The 18,014-nt window shown below is 37.1% G+C and carries 15 protein-coding genes; 3 read left to right on the top strand and 12 right to left on the bottom strand.

Translation table 11 applies throughout. From position 1 onward, the window contains the following. Positions 1-133 precede the first annotated feature (133 nt). Positions 134-3,190 carry a peroxidase family protein gene (locus RIV7116_RS34120; protein ID WP_015120771.1) on the bottom strand — a complete coding sequence of 1,019 codons (3,057 nt, stop codon included), beginning with the start codon at positions 3,188-3,190 and terminating at the stop codon, positions 134-136. Positions 3,191-3,808: 618 nt separating this feature from the next. Between RIV7116_RS34120 and RIV7116_RS23245 the strand changes: the two genes are divergently transcribed. Both RIV7116_RS23245 and RIV7116_RS23240 read left to right on the top strand, forming a co-directional pair. Next, positions 3,809-5,494 (top strand): NAD(P)H-quinone oxidoreductase subunit 4, encoded by a 1,686-nt coding sequence (locus RIV7116_RS23245; RefSeq protein WP_044292233.1) that lies wholly within the window; start codon positions 3,809-3,811, stop codon positions 5,492-5,494. A 202-nt stretch (positions 5,495-5,696) separates the two neighbouring features. Next, positions 5,697-6,929, top strand: a complete 1,233-nt coding sequence (locus tag RIV7116_RS23240; RefSeq protein ID WP_015120769.1) for an MFS transporter — start codon at positions 5,697-5,699, stop codon at positions 6,927-6,929. A 234-nt stretch (positions 6,930-7,163) separates the two neighbouring features. Here RIV7116_RS23240 and RIV7116_RS35990 read toward each other — a convergent pair whose 3' ends face one another. Then, positions 7,164-7,484, bottom strand: coding sequence for an AAA family ATPase (locus RIV7116_RS35990; RefSeq protein WP_157229315.1), 321 nt, complete (start codon positions 7,482-7,484; stop codon positions 7,164-7,166). A 64-nt stretch (positions 7,485-7,548) separates the two neighbouring features. Here RIV7116_RS35990 and RIV7116_RS23230 point away from each other — a divergent pair, with 64 nt between their 5' ends. Then, complete coding sequence (locus RIV7116_RS23230) at positions 7,549-7,929, top strand: hypothetical protein (RefSeq protein WP_015120767.1); 381 nt, start codon at positions 7,549-7,551, stop codon at positions 7,927-7,929. A gap of 176 nt (positions 7,930-8,105) precedes the next feature. Here RIV7116_RS23230 and RIV7116_RS23225 read toward each other — a convergent pair whose 3' ends face one another. The 10 genes from RIV7116_RS23225 to RIV7116_RS23180 form a co-directional block, all read right to left on the bottom strand. Continuing rightward, the gene (locus RIV7116_RS23225) at positions 8,106-9,776 is read right to left on the bottom strand and encodes a PP2C family protein-serine/threonine phosphatase (protein ID WP_015120766.1); all 1,671 of its coding nucleotides are present in this window, start codon (positions 9,774-9,776) and stop codon (positions 8,106-8,108) included. A 69-nt stretch (positions 9,777-9,845) separates the two neighbouring features. Next, positions 9,846-10,259, bottom strand: a complete 414-nt coding sequence (locus tag RIV7116_RS23220) for an ATP-binding protein (protein ID WP_015120765.1) — start codon at positions 10,257-10,259, stop codon at positions 9,846-9,848. A 6-nt stretch (positions 10,260-10,265) separates the two neighbouring features. Beyond that, positions 10,266-10,601, bottom strand: a complete 336-nt coding sequence (locus RIV7116_RS23215; RefSeq protein WP_015120764.1) for an anti-sigma factor antagonist — start codon at positions 10,599-10,601, stop codon at positions 10,266-10,268. Positions 10,602-10,675: 74 nt separating this feature from the next. Then, positions 10,676-12,787: a glycogen debranching protein GlgX gene (gene glgX / locus RIV7116_RS23210; protein WP_015120763.1), complete on the bottom strand. Its 2,112-nt coding sequence runs from the start codon at positions 12,785-12,787 to the stop codon at positions 10,676-10,678. A gap of 76 nt (positions 12,788-12,863) precedes the next feature. Further along, a complete protein-coding gene (locus RIV7116_RS23205; RefSeq protein ID WP_015120762.1) occupies positions 12,864-13,205 on the bottom strand; it encodes an STAS domain-containing protein in 342 nt (113 codons plus the stop codon). Between the two features lie 6 nt (positions 13,206-13,211). Then, complete coding sequence (locus RIV7116_RS23200) at positions 13,212-13,775, bottom strand: redoxin domain-containing protein (RefSeq protein ID WP_044291141.1); 564 nt, start codon at positions 13,773-13,775, stop codon at positions 13,212-13,214. A gap of 238 nt (positions 13,776-14,013) precedes the next feature. Continuing rightward, on the bottom strand, positions 14,014-15,840 hold the full coding sequence (locus RIV7116_RS23195) for an AGE family epimerase/isomerase (RefSeq protein WP_015120760.1): 1,827 nt from the start codon (positions 15,838-15,840) through the stop codon (positions 14,014-14,016). Between the two features lie 138 nt (positions 15,841-15,978). Further along, on the bottom strand, positions 15,979-16,593 hold the full coding sequence (locus RIV7116_RS23190; RefSeq protein WP_015120759.1) for a DJ-1/PfpI family protein: 615 nt from the start codon (positions 16,591-16,593) through the stop codon (positions 15,979-15,981). 131 nt (positions 16,594-16,724) lie between these two features. Beyond that, positions 16,725-17,081 (bottom strand): carboxymuconolactone decarboxylase family protein, encoded by a 357-nt coding sequence (locus RIV7116_RS23185; protein ID WP_015120758.1) that lies wholly within the window; start codon positions 17,079-17,081, stop codon positions 16,725-16,727. A 27-nt stretch (positions 17,082-17,108) separates the two neighbouring features. After that, positions 17,109-17,678, bottom strand: coding sequence for a hypothetical protein (locus tag RIV7116_RS23180; RefSeq protein ID WP_015120757.1), 570 nt, complete (start codon positions 17,676-17,678; stop codon positions 17,109-17,111). Positions 17,679-18,014 lie beyond the last annotated feature (336 nt).

Here is an 18,014-nt window from a genome sequence, read left to right as displayed (position 1 = left end):
TTTTGCATCAGTTTTAACAAGAGGCAGAGCCTCTATGAATTGCATTCCCAGCTTGGAAGCTGGGAACGAGTTAAAACTACCCCCTCTCCCTTAACAAGGAGAGGGGTGCCCGTAAGGGCGGGGTGAGGTTAAATCAAACGAAACTAAATCCTTGCTCAAAGTTAGATATCTTTTGAGTTACCACAGCAATCAAATCATCAACTCCAACTGTAAAATCTCCAGATTTATTGGCATCAAAATATAAACCTGTTCCTCTGGGTAATTCACTATTGTCAATGGCTCCCAATACGTAATCGGATGCTTCACCTTTTAGCACGATAGTATCCTGACTAGCTCGGAAATCTGTAATTAAGGCGTAGTCAAAGATTCCTTTCCCTTGGTAGAAGACGTTGTTTTTATCTCCTAAACTAAAAGTATCTCTTCCGAATCCCCCGGTTAAGTTATCAATTTCACCCATACCAAATTGATTGCCGACACCGGTTAATTCATCGTCACCGAAGCCACCGTTAAGGGTATCATTGCCGTTTCCGCCAATTTGGACATCATCGCTATTAAGAAAACCAGAACCAAATTCAATATTTTTAGGTTTGCTAACTAAATTTGAGAGGTTGTTTGATTCAATTTGTCTATTTTGACGATAACTATTTCTACTAAATCCACCAAACTTAAAATCCCCATTCAGAACATCGTTACCGTCTCCACCGAGTTGAGTGTCTTTACCGAAGCCGCCGTTAAGGGTATCGTTACCATTTCCACCAAGTTGAGTATCATTGCTATCCAATCGGCTAAAGCGATTTTGACGGATGTCATTGTTACTTAACTCGGTAGAAAAACTCTTGCGATTTAGCTGGCTTCTTCTACCAAAATTGGAATCACCGTTGATTTTATCGTCACCTTCTCCGCCATCGAGATAATCGTTGCCAAATCTACCGAAAATTTTGTCGTTACCGCTCAAACCTTCAATTAAATCGTTACCAAAAGTACCCTTTAAATAATCGTTAAAGTCAGTACCCTTAATTTCACGATTTACAATCGGTTTGGATACAGCTAAGTTATCTTCGATATTCTGGTTGCTAGCATTATCTATCTTAACTAAAACGGTTTCGTTATCTTCTAATACAGAACTATTCAGAAGATTTACGGTGATTGTTTTACTGGTTTCACCGGGATTAAAAGTTAAAGTACCTTTACTTTCAGCGTAATCTTCTCCCTTTGTAGCGGTACCGTCAATAGTTTCAAAGTCTACCGTCACAATAGAACTGCTGACATCTGATAAGTTAACTACAAACTCTAACAATCCTTCCTTGGAACTATTTGCGTCATCAATACTAAGGTTAGGAACGATAAAAGCGTTTTCTTGAATTATGTAATCCGGGTCTGTATTGCGACTAATAATGTCCGAGAGCGTCGTGGTTTGTAAATCTGGATCGAGAACTAATAAATCCTCAAGTTGATTCAAATAAAAGAAGCGATCGCCGTCTCTAAGTCTAGTAAATTGGTCGATCAGAACTTTACTAAATAGTTCGCCAACTAAACCACCATTTACGGGGTCTTCGGATATTCCACCAATCCAAAAATCAACTTGTTCTACAGAATCATAAATTGATGCAAATCTAGCTGCAACTTCTGGATCTGATGTAATCCCTTGCCGTCTATCGGTTGTTAAAAAAGCTGTCGCAGGTCGCAATCCCAATGCCCTACGAGCATCGTTATAGCTCGGAAGACCTACATCTCTCCCCCTTTGAATATTCACTGCTGCTAAATCAAATCCTCCGGTTGCCGGAGCATCGGTACCAACTCCAAACAAGAAGTTTCGCACGCCATCTACTACCAAGTTATCAACTGCTTGGGATTGTTGGGTAGTTAAACCAGCCAGCAGAGAATCGGCACCGTTATTAATAATTTTGTCTGGCGTAAAAAAGGCTTCTCCTAACGGAATAGTTCCGGCGGAAGTACCGTCGGGATTAACGCGGCGCAATTCTGGAGAAAGTTGAGAATGTCCCAAACGAAAACTGACGTTGGCAAATTCTTGACTAATTCTAGGGTCAACATTTGGCTTGTAGCCAGAATAATTTTCGACTAAATTCTTACCAATTAACAGTGGCAGATAATCGTTATAAGTAATTTGCTGAATTTGAGCGCCGATTACTTTACGAGCCGATTCATAGATAAAATCGTTTTTCGATAATCCCGAATGCTCTAACAAATTTAAAATGTCAGAGTCTCCAGCTGCGATTCTACGAGCTATATCTTCAGCTATAGAATTATGTTCTCTAACAAATAAGGTATGAGCGGCAGTTAATCCAACTTGTTCGTTAGCCCTTGGATCGCCAGCTATAAACAATTCTTCTTGTGGCAATCCTAACGGATTTCCATTAGGGAAGGGAGGATTAGCTGTATTAAACGGTAGTAGTTCCTCACCATTGATATTCTGGCTTTTTAACTCCCCACTACTATTAGCTCTTAAAAAATCTGCTCGGTCTTTTTCGGAGCCATATACCTGGGAACCATCAATAAAAGAAGTAATTAGATTCACCTGCTGCCGGGGTTTTCCTTCTATTCCGGTACCGGGAGCGGCGGTAATTCGAGTTAAGGGAATAAATGGAGTACCTGCTTGACGCTGGCTGGGGGATTCTAACTGAGCAATTCCAACTTCTGCGTTTTCTTCTCTAACTTCGGCATTAGAAACAAGGCTATCAACTGCTGGTAAATTTTCAGGTGCGGTATTGCCTAGGAAGGGAAGAATCAATCCTGAAGGTTGTAGTGCAGATGCTGAAGCTTGCCTAGCATTTACGTTTACGTTTAATTGCGATTGAGCAACACCCAAGCGGGGAAGATTATCTGCAATTGGATCGTCAGCATCCACCGGAATAAAAAACGCTTCATTACCTCCTTCATTCAAATCTAAATCGTGGTCGAGAAACTGACCCCACTGCCAAATCCAGTCGCTAGCATCGATTGAATTTGGTACGGATTTAGTTTGTGCAGAAATTGCATTACTAATTTTACGGGGGTTAGGAAGTTGCGATGGCCCAATAAAAGGATTACCAGGCTGGCTTTCGGTAATACCTCTGGGTAAATTGAACCCATCTTCATAAGCTGGTTTGAGCAGTCTTCTTAATAACGAACCTGCTTCACCTAAATTCTCTGGATGATTATCAGAACCATTAATAGTTCGGAATTGAATCATTATTTTCTCCTTTTTTGATGAGTGTGGATACTGTTTCTACACCCCGAACAAAGCCTTCATTAATTTTTTTAGTTTTACAGTTTTGAATTAATGATGGTCGTATAAATACTCTTCAGCTTTCTACTACAAAATTATTATTTGAATTACGGGTTAGATGTTTTGGGTAAGCGAAAAACCCGCTGACTGTAGCTTTATTCCGTTTTATTTTATGTACTGCAACTTTTCTTGATAGCTCTTTATACCTATGATAGTTAAATTATTTCTTGATAAATTAACTAAAAGACATTTAAAGATTAAATTTTTATTAACTAAAATTATGTGTTTTTTTGCTCTTTCAAGAAACACATAAACGTAAAAATTATTTTTGATAATTTTTTGTGTAAACTTTTGTAAACAATTCTCAGTTAAAAATGAGTGGCTTTTGAAAATCAAATATTTCGATAATAAACCAGGGGAATGACGAGAACATATTCTTGTCGGAAATTCTAATGAATAAAGACGTTTCCCCTCTCCTTGCCATCCCTCTATGATTACCCCATAGAAAAATTTATTAAAAAAACGTTACAAAGTTTAGTAAAATACAGCTAATAATAAAATAAGTATTTCTTACTATTGATAATCATGGCGGAACATTTTCCTTGGCTAACCGCGATAGTTTTATTTCCACTTGTTGCTTCTGCGTTCATTCCGTTTATACCGAGTAAAAGTGGTAATCGCGTGAGATGGTATGCCACCGGAGTAGGGATGGCAGATTTTTTAATGATGTGCTTTGCCTTTTGGCGGAATTACGATGCAAGCAGTGCAAGTTTTCAACTAGCGGAGAGTTATGCTTGGGTACCTCAGTTGGGTTTCAACTGGGCTGTTTCCGTCGATGGTTTGTCTGTGCCTTTGGTGTTATTAGCGGGTTTTGTGACGACGCTGGCTATGTTTTCGGCATGGCAAGTTGACCGCAGGTCGCATCTATTCTACTTTTTAATGTTGGTGCTGTATTCAGCACAGATTGGGGTATTTGTTGCCCAGGATTTAATGTTGTTCTTTATTATGTGGGAAGTTGAACTAGTTCCCGTATATTTACTGGTCAATATTTGGGGCGGTAAAAACCGACGTTATGCAGCAACTAAGTTCATACTCTACACCGCAGCCGCTTCTATATTTATTTTAGTTGCCGCGATCGCAATGGCTTTGTATGGTGGCGATAATGTAACTTTTGATATCGCAGCTTTGGCAACGAAGGATTATTCGTTAGGTTTCGAGTTGCTGCTTTATGCAGGATTACTAATTGCATTCGGCGTTAAGTTAGCAATCTTCCCCTTGCATACATGGTTGCCAGATGCTCACGGTGAAGCTTCGACTCCCGTATCAATGGTTTTGGCTGGTGTGTTGTTGAAAATGGGTGGATATGGATTAATTAGACTTAATTTAGAATTGCTCACCGAAGCACACATTTACTTTGCACCAGTTTTAGCCACCCTGGGAGTAATTAATATAATTTACGGTGCCCTAAATTCCTTTGCTCAAACTCATATGAAGCGACGTTTGGCTTACTCGTCAGTTTCTCACATGGGATTTGTACTGTTAGGAATCGCTTCGTTTACAGATTTGGGAATTAACGGAGCAATGTTACAGATGATTTCCCACGGTTTGATTGCATCGGTATTATTCTTCTTGGCTGGGGTAACTTACGATAGAACCCATACAATGAAGATGGATGAAATGGGTGGAATTGGACAAGTAATGCCGAAAGTATTCGCATTATCTACGATTGGAGCAATGGCTTCTTTAGCGCTTCCGGGAATGAGCGGATTTATCAGCGAGCTTTCTGTATTAATTGGTGTTTCCACCAGCGATATTTATAGCTCAACTTTCTGTATCGTGACGGTTTTCTTAGCTTCGGTAGGGATTATCTTAACTCCGATTTATTTGCTTGATTTATTGAAACAGGTATTTTACGGGGAAGGGAAAGTTGTTTGCGACATTGATAATAAGAAATTTGAGAATTTAGAAGCAGAAGGTACAGCTTGTTTCGGTACCGATTGCGTTTTACCAGGTGAATCAGTTTATAGAGATGCCAGCGCTCGGGAAGTATTTATTGCCGCTTGTTTCTTAGTGTTGATTATCGGAATTGGGTTTTATCCTAAAGCTGCGATGGGGATATATGATGCAAAAACGGTAGCTGTGAATGCTCAAGTTAGAGAATCTTATGCTCAAATAGCTGAAAGTAATCCTGGTGTTTATGCAAGAGGAAATGTGACACCTGAAATTGCGAAAGCGGAAGTTGTTCCGGTTTTAGGGACTGTGAAATAAGAATTCGATAGTACGGTAAGATTGAATAATTAATAATGTAGAGACGTTGCACTGCAACGTCTCTTGTTTTTTTGGGTGGTAACTATTCCGTTGCTGGTAGAGATGATTTAAAAAACCGCAGAGAGCGCGAAGAGCGCGGAGGAAGAGTAAGGGAGAGGCATTATAGATAATTTCGATAAAAATAAAAGCAATAAACAAAAATATGGGTGTAAATCTCCAAACCGTTAATTCAATCAAGTCTAATATATGGAAGCTTTACATATTAAAAGGATTGGAGTTTGCTTGGTTTCCAATTCCGGTGATTATTCTTTTTTATGAAAATAATGGTTTATCGTTTGAGGAGTCTTTGCTGTTAAAAACGATTTTATCGCTATCAATATTTATATTTGAAATACCTTCTGGTTACTTTGCAGATATTTTTGGTAGAAAAGCTTGCTTAGTTTCAGGGGGATTAGTTTGGACATTGGGATTATTGTTTTACTGCTTTCAAACTGGTTTTACAGCATTTGCGATCGCGGAAATTTTATCGGGTATTGCTGGTAGTCTTATATCTGGTGCAAATACAGCTTTGGGATTCGATAGTTTAGTTGAGATAAACCAGGAGCAAAGTTATCGTCATATAGAAGGAAGACTCGGAGCGATTGCGGGAGTTTCAGAAGCAATTTGTGGTTTGGTAGGGGGTTTAGTAGCTGCAATCAATTTGGTTTATCCTTTTTACTTACAAACGATTTGTATATTGTTGTATTTCTTGATTGCTTTAACTTTAGTTGAACCAAATTTACATCAATCTTCAATTAATCCCTCTCAAGCCGGGAATAATAAAAATACTAGACAAGCAATCAACCATCGGGAAATCTGGGAAGCAATCCGTTTATCATTGTTGGTGAATAAAAAAGTCAAATGGTTGATTTTATTTTCAGCAAATTTTGGAATAGCTACCTTTCTAGCTGTTTGGCTATCTCAAGCGGATATGCAAAGTCGCGGTTTAGCAGTTTCTAGCTTTGGATTTGCTTGGGCAGCATTTCATTTTATACTGAGCTTTGCTTCCTTTAAAGCAACATCGATTGAGAATATTTTTGGTACAAAGAAAGTATTTTTGGGTTTAGTTATATTATTAGGTTTATCTTATATATTTCTGGGTTTGATAAATCAAGTATGGGGAATTATATTTATTGCTTTGATTTACTTTAGTCGAGGTGTTCGTAGTCCGTTAGTATTAAACTGTATTAACCAAAATCTTCCCTCATCAATTAGAGCTACAGCACTTTCTATAAATAGCTTTATGTTCCGCTTGGGTTTTGTTGCGATCGCTCCAGTCGTTGGATGGATAACAGATACCTATAATTTGGATACAGCTTTATATTTAATTGGTTTTATTTTTATTGGTTTTGGAGTCTTTTGCTGGCAGAAATTGGTTGAAGTGGAAGTTTTTTGATTTATGATGTTTGATTTTATCTAATATCTTGTCTTGTGTCACGAAGTTTATTTATTTTGTTACTAATCCCTTTATTTGAAAAGCTGCAAGGAATATTTCAGTTTTTATGTTAAGTCTTTTCTGAAAACTTCTCAAATGGAGCGATACAAGCTTAAGTTTTTGCCAATACTCCTGGTGAAACTATTTTATGTTTTTACATATCTTCCCATTGACCCCATTCGTCATTATACCAACCTAAATTACACCAACTTCTACTACCATCAGATTGTTTTTCATAAGTAAATAAAAGATGACTTTCGCCAGTTTTTGGTTGTAAACGCTTGTTGCCAGTAGCATCAAACATAAATAATATAAGACCTCGGAAATTTGGTGCAATCTTCCGGTAGCTGTGCCTAAAGTCGCTGCAATTGCTTGTAGAATACTTGTCTTAGCAAAACCATTCATACTCAAGATTACGATTAAATCCTTGGCTAAACCTGTTTCTGAATCGGTAAAGTCTAAATTTAGCTTGCGAAACTTTTTGAAATATTCTAAATGAAGAGATTGGATTTTCATTTTTTTAATTAAATTAGCCTCAAAAATAATTTTAAGCAATCCCTTAATATGTATCATCTGTAAAATGGAATTTAACCCATCCCTCATCGGAACAGTTATCGGAACAATTACTGTAATTACGACTGTAACTATAATTTGGCTGCTAACAATTATTAAACAAGCAGATTTATACGTTGCCGTAAGCTGGTTATTAACTATTCCGACTATGACAGTATTTCTGCTTTCCTATATTTACGGCTTTGAAGTGACAACTAGTTTTGTGGCGGCTTATCTTGCTTTATCATGGATTCCCTTATTCTTAGGTTTAAATCCGGGAATAGAAGCTCAATCAGTTTTGAGCCTCACTTCAATAATAATTACAGTTGAATTTATTTTTCTACTTATATTTCAATTTATCTCAAAATTAATGACTATCTCTACCGCTATCGGAACAGTAAATTTATAGTCAACCTTAAATTTGATGGCTATTTTCAGTCCTATTTATAGGACTTTTGCTATTAGACGGGGGTTTTCAACCTCCGTTGGGTGTGGGAGAAAACCTAGCACATTTATTAAAACAAGCAACTAATACTTAACTTACTAAAAATCGCAGGGTGAAAAGAAAGAGTAGCGAAGAGAACATTACTCAGTTTTCCGCTGTAAAGCTAATATAGTAATATCGTCAAATTGCTCGGAATTACCAGTATGCTCTTTTATAGCAGTAGTAATTTTATTTAATAACTCTTTCGCAGAATCAATTGGCTGCTCTAACAAAGAAATAAGCTGTTTATCGGTGAAGAATTTACCATTGCAATCACGAGCTTCTGTTACACCATCTGTATAACCAAGTAAAATTTCTCCTGGCTGTAAGTAAATTTGATTGATGGGGAAATTGATATTTGGCAACATTCCGACGGCAGGTGCAGTTGATTCAAGCTTATGGATTATTTTACCATCGGAGGAAATTATAAATAAAGGTTCGTGTCCGGCATTAATATATGTTAAAAGCCCGGTATCTGGTTCTAATACTCCAAAAAATAAAGTAGCAAACATACCTAGTTCGCCGTGTAATTTCGCCACATATTCATTAGTTAAACAAACGGCTTGTAATGAATTCAGATGAGCTAAATTAGTTAATGAAGATTTACCAATCCACCCTTCTTGAGGTAAGTATTGTTCTAATATTGATTTAGCTTGTCCACGTAATTGAATTTGAGCGGAAAAAATACGAATTAAGCTGCGGAAGAGAGCCATGAAAAGTGCTGCTCCTACTCCTTTATCGCATACATCGGCAATTACAAATCCGACACTACCGTTATTTAATTCAAATATATCGTAAAAGTCTCCAGCTACTTGTCGAGCCGGTTGGAAAAAAGAAGCAATTTCCCAATTATATTCATCAGCAAAACATTTAATTCTCTCGTCAGCAGGCAAAAAATTAAGCTGCATTTCTCGCCCTTTTTCTAACTCATTATTAAGGGCTTGTGAATAATTTTCAACTTCGGTTAAACTAACTTGTAAAGCTGCTTCAGCACGTTTTCTTTGTAAATAAGCCGAACTAATTTGATGATACATCGTATCAAAAGCAGTAATTACATCTCCTAGTTCATCTTTACGCTTTATTGAAGCCGAAGCAAAATCTGGCGATGGCTTATCTTGACTAATTGCTTCACCTGCTTTGATTAAATCATTTCTCAAGCAAAGAATAGGACGGATTACGATTGGTTCTAATGCAATCCATACACCACCGGTAACAAACATAGAAATTAGTACGACTAAACCACCAATGCGTAAAATATAAGCGTTTAATTCTGGCTGTAGGGAAGAAGTATCATGACGAATAATTAGGAAAGTCTCTCTTCCCATCTGTTGTGCTGTCCAACCTGCATCGTACCTTGTACCATCTTGGCTACGAAAGCTTTTATTTGGATTTTCTTTAAAGTCTAAAAAAGAAAGTTGGGGTTTTTCTCCAAAGCTTCCAATCAATTTTCCATTAGAAGTATAAAACGAACCTCCAACTATTATATGTTTGAGTTCGTCAGTAATCTTAATTTCTTTGAGTTTAACTAAATTAGATAATTGTTCGTAAATTTCTTCGTCGCTTTCTTCAATTCCACTAGGAACAGAAATTTGTGTAAGTACGGAAACTTTTCCTTCTGTTATTTCTTCAACTTGATTCAAAAGCTGTTTTTCTCTTCTAATCATTGAAGGAATAAGCAGAATCCCCTCAATTATCAAAATGCTGATAAAAGCAACAGATACAACAAGAAAAGATAGACGCGATTTCCTGATTTTAAAAAGCTTTAATGACATATTTTCGGTTTCCTATTCCCCTTCGGAACCTCACCCTTAATCCCTCTCCTTATTAAGGAGAGGGAAGATTTATTTAGTATTTACGATAAAAATATTACGATTCACATCTCCATGACGTTCGTAAATATATTTATCAACTCCATTAATTGCTAAATATATTCCTAAACCGCCTATATGTCGTTCTTCTAAAGGTTTATATAAATCATCTGGTTGTGATTTTTGGGTTGCGTCATATTGCATTCCTGAATCTTCAAGAGAAATACTCAAACTTTCTTTGCTAAATTCTGCTTGACATTTTATATGCCCTTGAATTCCTGCTGCTTCATAGCCGTGAATAACAATATTAGTTGCAATTTCATCCACAGCTAAACGCAATTTATAACTACTTTTGCTATCTAAATTGATTTTTTTAGCTGCTGTAGTTACATAGTCGGATATTGCGTCTAAAGATTCTAAGTCACCAGATACTATTATTGATTCCATGTAACTTTACGCTTCTGCTTTATCAATGTCATATTCATCCATAACCTCTACACTGTGATGGAAACCTGTTTTCTTGATCGTATCCATCACCATTTCTTGGGGACTAATTATATAAATATCAACGTTAGCTCCCATCTTTTGTTTGGCAAAAATTAGTACTCGCAAACCAGCACTAGCCATATAGCTTAAATCATTCATAAAAATGACTAGTTTTTGGGGATTAGTTGCAGCAGCTTTCTCAACTTCTGTTTTAAATATTGGTGCTGTAGAAGCTTTAAGTTCGCCGGATAAAATAATTTTAGCGGTGTCTTTTGTGGTTTCTAAAATTGCGTTAAATTCCATACTTTTTCTCCTATTAGTTGTTAGTGGTTAGTTATTAGTTGTTAGTTGCTAGTTATCAGTTGTTAATCAATCATTTATCTTCCAACTAGAATAATTACCGAACGAGAACCGACTAAAATTTCTTGCTGATTGTCTAATAAAGGTTCGCACCCGGGTTCCCAACTATCTTCGGGGGAAGTAACTCCTGTATTTACAAAGATATGCCATTTAATGGAAGTATTTAACTTGGGAATTTCAAAGCCATGAGTTTCCCAATGCATGTTCATTGCTACATAAATATAATCATCTTTTTGATGTTGATTGGCTTTTCTACCGCGTAGCATAAATGCAGTTGTCCGACTAGAATCGCTAAAATCTGGATTCCAAGCTCGAATACCGTGCCAGGTTATATCTGGATAACCATTATTACTATCTCGATCTAAGAAATTTTTCTGTCTTAAAATCGGATGGGCTTTACGAAAAGCAATACAGTTTTTAACAAATTTGAATAAATCTGAATTTTTTGACAACAGCGTCCAATCGAGCCAATTAAGTTCGTTATCGTGACAATAAGTATTATTATTACCTTGTTTAGAACGTCCAATTTCATCACCCATTAATAACATGGGTACACCCTGGCTCATCATTAAAATCGCCAGTGCATTTCGTATTTGTCGCTGTCGTAAACTATTTACCGATTGATTTTCAGTCCATCCTTCGATTCCACAATTCCAACTGTTATTACTGTTCTCCCCATCATTATTATTTTCGCCATTAGCTTCATTATGCTTGTCATTGTAAGCAACCAAATCGGCTAAAGTAAAACCATCGTGAGCGGTAATAAAATTAATTGATGCCGAGGGAGTCCGACAAGTATGTGCATAAAGGTCTGGGGAACCCTGCAATCTCAATGCCATATCTTGAACATTGGCATCACCCTTAATAAATTTACGGATGCGATCGCGATATTTTCCATTCCATTCAGCCCAGCGTCCATAATCGGGAAATGAACCAACTTGATAAAGTCCACCGGCATCCCAAGCTTCAGCAATCAGTTTACATTTAGCTAAAACTGGGTCGAAAGCTAAAGTTTCTAATAAAGGTGGATTGGATAAAGGTGCCCCCCAAGGGTCTCTTCCTAATATAGAAGCTAAGTCAAATCGAAAACCATCTATATGATATTCGCTTACCCAATAACGCAAGCAATCTAAAACCATACCGCGAACGATGGGATTATTACAGTTAAGTGTATTTCCGCAGCCACTAAAGTTGTAATAATAACCCTCCGGCGTAAGCATATAATAGGTCTGATTATCAATTCCTCGGAAGGAAATATAATGCCCTTGTTCGTTTCCTTCGGCGGTATGGTTGAAAACGACATCTAAAATGACTTCGATACCGTTTTGATGCAATGCTTTAATTAAAGCTTTTAATTCGTCGGCTTGCATCCCTAACTTACCCGTAGCAGCATAACCTGCTTTGGGAGCAAAAAAGCCTAAAGTACTGTAACCCCAATAATTTAATAATGTTTCTCCAGTTTGCGGACTTTGACGGGAATTTTCAAACTCATCAAACTCGAAAATTGGCATTAATTCTACAGCATTAATTCCTAATTCTTTTAAATAAGGAATTTTTTCGCGGATTCCTGCAAAGGTTCCGGGATGTTTAACATTAGAGGAAGGATGTTTTGTAAAACTACGAACGTGCATTTCGTAGATAATTAGTTCTTCAGAAGGGATTTCTAAAAGACAATCGTCTTGCCAATCAAAATCTTCAAAGGCGATTTTAGCTCGGTGTTGATATATATCATCCCAGTTAGGTTGTACGCCCCAAACATCGCGCCCACCGATAATTTTTGCATAGGGGTCTAAAAGTATTTTACTACTATCAAACCAATGACCTTCACTAAAATTATTCGGTCCATCCATGCGGTAGCCATATTCAATATTTTCATAGTCTAAATCGAATACAACCATACAATAAACATTACCAATACGAAATTCTTTTGGGAAAGGAATTTCTGCCATTGGTTCGGAAGCATGTTTATCAAATAATACTAACGTACAAGAAGTAGCATGACGAGAAAATATTGAAAAATTAACACCTCCCGATATTAAGGTAGCACCAAAGGGAAACGGTTTTCCGCAACGTAATTTAAATTTATCTTTAGTATGAGTAGGATGAATATCAATTCTTTCTATAAACATAGGGAATAGTTATCAGTGAACAGTTATTAGTGAACTGTAATTATTGTATTTATTATTCCTAATTCTTAACTCAAAATTAATTTTCTAGAAACAAAGCTAAACCGGTTGTGGCATTTTCGGAACATTCAAAAAAATCAAGAAATCCGGTTATAGACATGGTATCTTTAATTTGTTCGGAAAGACCTACTACAACTATTTTTCCATCTTTAGCGGTTACTTTTCGATAGGAAGATAGCAGCATACGCAAACCAGCGCTAGACATATAAGAAACTTGTGATAAATCAATTATTAGTTGATTGCTAGATTCAATTAGTGGAAATATTTCCTGTTGAATATCGGGTACAGTTCTAGAATCTACGTTATTGTCTGCTATTTCTATAATATTTACACCTGCAACCGTTTTCGTATTGATAGTCATTTGCCTTTAAGTATTAGTTATTAATTCTTCAACCATATTATATTTTGACATTTCTACTGTTCCCCTAACGGGATAATCATTAGTAGTAATGTATTTGATTCCCGAGATTAAATCATCTAAAGGAGGGCGAGCAAAAGGGGCGTTGTTAACTCCAGCGAAGAATAAAGTTTTGTCAGATTTAATTAAGAAGATACCGGGTTCGTTAAATAAACTTGGTTCGCTGGGAAAAGCTCCTTCAGATATATATAATCCCCATTTAGCCATAGACTCGACTGAGTGGTTGTAACCGATTTTAATTTCCTGTAAATTCCATTTCGCTTTTGTCAGTTTGGCTTTTTCTTCGCTGTCACCACTAATTGCAACAATATCTATATCTAGTTGAGCAAATTCGTTAATTTTTTTATCTAATTCACCGACATAAGCTTTACATAGCGGGCAATGTAAGCCACGATAAAATACTATCAACTTCATATTTGTAAAAGCATCTTCAGAAAGTTTCCAATCTTCCCCATTTAAGATGTTTACTTTTAATTCGGGAACTTTTTCTCCCGGCATAAGTTTGTTAGTCATGGTAATTTTTAATTTTTCTGTTATTAATAAAGTTCCGAGAGATAAAAACCGCAGAATCGAGAGCGCAGAGAAAAGAGATTTAGAGGAGGGATTTGTTCTGGTTCCCAGGTTCAACCTGGGAAATAGGTATTAGAGGCTCTGCCTCCAGAAGAGATGAAATGATGCAAGACAAGATGTTAATTAAAGTAAACTATGAATTTAGAAAGCAGAAGGATACCTATTTTTAAGGAGTAGATTCTTATGAAGTAGGCACAATTCGGACTCTAACTTTTACTCTTTTAGTTGTTTTAGGTAATGTTACAGTTAGCTTTTCTGCATCAAAATTACTGTAGCTATTTCCATCTATTTCTACAGTATCAATTTTGATACTACCGGGTGGCAATATGTCAGGAGCAACGCGCATGATATTATCGGGAAATCCTGACGGCATCGGTTTAAAGTAGAAATCCATCGGCTGTTTGGTTATTAATAAATTGGTATAAACCGCTGCTAAGTAACACAATTCAATGGAATGATAACCACTCATGGCATGACTTCCTTTACCACGCTCATTCCCACTAGCAAGGAAGGGAATACCATTAGCAAGAACATTATAATAAACACCGCCATCTTCAGTATCTAAGAACCAAGCATTATAAAAAGATGCTGCTTCCCTGGCTAAACGCTGATAGTCATCTTTGCCAAGAACACCGTTTAATATCAAATATGCCAGAATACATTGTTCCTGCTGCCACCAAGCTTTGCGATCGTGCCATACAAATCGATAAACGCTTTCATCTTCATCTAAAACACGTTCCATAACGTCATACCAACCACCTCGCTGTAAATCGCTGCCAAACCTAGGCATGATTTCGCCAATTTTTGTTGCTAAATCGACGTATTCTTCCTTTGACTTCAGCGAAGACATCCGCATCAAATTCCAGGCTATTTTCAGGTTATGCCCGACTACAGCGCGATTTTGCTGCCATCCCCAGGTGGTATCGTGAGACCAATCTGTAAAAAAGCGTTCCTGCACAAAAGGACTATTTTCATAATCGGGAAAATGGTTGACGATGGTGTCGAAGGTATCCTCCAACATATCGGCATATTCCTGTTTCCCAGTCGCTAACCATAGATTAATTAAATAAGCTGGAGCATGGTCGCCGACAGAGTTCCAATTCTTAGTACCCTTATTCCTTCCCAATGAATCGCTTAAAGGATCGAGAGTTACTGGATCTATATGAGAGAAATAACCACCATGTTCCCCTTTATCAAGGAAGAAATCGTTAAACAATTTGATGGTAAGTTCGGCATCCTTGATAATTCGGGGGTCCCCGGTTACTCGATAGGTTTGAATCTGACCGGCTAAAGCATAAATTTGTTCGTAAGCAGGAATAGCATCATAATCATCACCAAATTCGGAAGCAAAGATTTTATGCTCTCGTTCTCCCTCTACATCAATTCCGTGATACCAATAAACTATGCCTTCGTCTAAATCTAGAAACCGCATATGTTCGCGGAGATATTCGGTTCCTTTTTCAGCAGCTTCGAGAAACCTTTCTTCCCCGGTAAGCATATAGGAAGTCGCAAAACCATATACCAAACGGGAGATAGTATCGGTTTCTTGACGAAAATTAACAGTTGATTTTGCCCCCGATAAACTTACTGAGGTACGATAATTGCGGTAATCAATTTCTTCATCACCAAACTGAGCCTTTAAATAAAAACTAGCTAGAGAGCGAGCTTGATCCACCCACCAATTTTGTTTTTCAAAAGCGTAATTATTCGACTTACGACCAACAAAGACTAAAGATTTGGCATCAAAAGAAGACTTATCGGGATAAAAGACTCCATAAGCGAACAAATAGCGATTTTCTTCCGATAACATGGCTCGCATCGAACCAGTAGCATCTGGATAGCCTTCATCCAAATTTTGCAGCAATTTAGCATAACTCATCGGACTGAGATTGCAATCAAACTCTCTACCATCCGATGTTTTTAAACCAAAACTATCGTTTTTTTCATCAAAATAAGTTACATATCCAGCAATTAAATCGGAAAATGTAAAATCTAAGGTAGTACCCATATTAATTATTAGTTTATAACTACTGAAAAAGGTCAAAGGTTAAAGGTTAAAGGTATAAATTGAATTTAACCTTCAAACAAATCTGACTTCTAATTATTCCCAATGCCCCATGCCCTATGCCCCATGCCCAATTTTCTATTACCCAACAGCGACTTTTTGTTTCTTGTCTAATTCCTGCAAAAACAATTGCATAAATTCTTCGACAACACCGGGATGTCTACCAGAAATTAAGTTACCATCAATATGAGTTGCTGCGGTTTCTTCACCTTCATAAACAATGGTTCCTCCAGCATTTTCAACATCACAAAGAATGTTGTGAGCGCAGGTAACTTTACGACCTTTGAGCAGTTCTTTGTCAGCACAAAATAGCCACATACTATGACAAATAGTACCAATTTTTAAATTGCCAGCATCCATTGCTTTGACAGCTTTACGTAAAAAGTTTACCGCTGGTGCTTGATTGGGTTGTCCTGCTTTTACTGATGGTTCGTAACGCAATCTATCCATTGCATAACCACCAATTAAAATGATACCTTTATAATCCGCTAAATTAACATCATTAACTTCTACGCTGACTGTAGCTTCTGCTTGATGGTCATTTCCATTAAACTTAAGACTTTCTTGATTCCAAAGATGAGACATATAGTCTACTTCATATCCATTCTCGGGAAAGAATTGATTGAAGCGAATATATTCGGTTTCGTCGAAATGTTCTTCAATTAAAACGCCAATTTTTCCTTTATTTGTAGCCATGTTTATTTCCTTGTTGATAGTTAATCTTAAAACTTTTCTTTTCCTTGTTAAGGGGGATTAATCTTACACCTTTGCTTGTTAAGGAAAAACCTCACCCCTGCCCCTCTCCAAAACATCGGAGAGGGGTAATATTATTGGGCGGGATCGAGAATTTCATTCAACATTCCGAAACAACCGGCTGCTTTGTTAAAACCGGCATAAACGCACATAAATAACAGTAATTCCTCTATTTCTTCACGGGTAGCTCCCTGCTGCATTGCCATATTTACATGGGCACCAAAGGGATTACCTGCTCCTGTTTGGTCTTGGTTAACAACATCGACGGCTATAGTAATTAAAGCCTTAGTTTTTTGGTCTATTAAAGGTAAACCCCAAGCTTCTCCGGCAACACGGGTACAAAAGTCACCAAATTTTGGATTAATACCGCTCAATCCCGCTTGTAATTCTTTATCATCTAAAACGGCATTTTTGTAATTCTTTGTTTCCATTGTTCCTATAAATTGTTCCTAGAATAACTAAGCAGTTTTGATTAATTTCAATAGTTCATTGGGTGCAAAAACATCACGGTAGAATGTCAACTGTTCTGTCTTCAAATAACAGCCTCCTCTGTGTCCGCGACGAACCCAAGTTACATTTCCTTTTGCTATTGTTTCGTTGGTTTCATCATCTATACACTTCCATTCAAAGAAGGTATGTTCGCCGAAAAACATCACAATTGGCCATACCATTGTGACTCCTGGCTGTGCAATTAAAGCCCACCAATGCTGTTCTCTATCTTTTTGCTGTTCTAATCCTTGATAAGGGCCATCTTGACAGAAATAAACCAAATCATCGCGATATTCATCGGTTAAAATATCCCCTCTTCCCTGCCTCAACGCTTCGCAATGAGTAGGCCACCATTCTTTATTTTCTTGTTCTATTTGTTGAAGCGTATATGATGAATTAATCTCTGGTAATGTCTTTTCTTTTTTTGTAGTTATTTCTTCACCTTGCTGGATTAGTTTTTTCTTTAAATCTTCAGAAATTAATCCAGGTCTGGAATAGTCAGCGGCTAATTCTTTATAATAGTTAATTCTTTTGGGCATGGTAAATAACCTCCTGTATATTCATGGAGCTATACAAATAGTCAAAATGACTATATTTATGTTGACGAAAAGTTCTAATATTGCTAACAGAAAACTATAGTTTTGTGGTTTTCAAGTTTTCAATTTTCTTGATTTTAAACCCGATATCAGATTTGTATCAATGGAAAAAATATAGATATGGTGGAAAATTGTTGCGATATTTTTGAGTTGATGATGGAAATATAGCGGTTTTCACTTCAATTGAATACAGATGAACCTCACCCCGTCCTACGAACACCCCTCTCCTTGACAAGGAGAGGGGAAGGGGGTGAGGTTTTAAGCGTATTTGTGAAATGA

The sequence above is a fragment of the Rivularia sp. PCC 7116 genome (genome assembly GCF_000316665.1).
GTDB lineage: Bacteria > Cyanobacteriota > Cyanobacteriia > Cyanobacteriales > Nostocaceae > Rivularia.
Note: the sequence above shows the minus strand (reverse complement) of the source record. Positions and strands in the feature narration are given on the sequence as shown.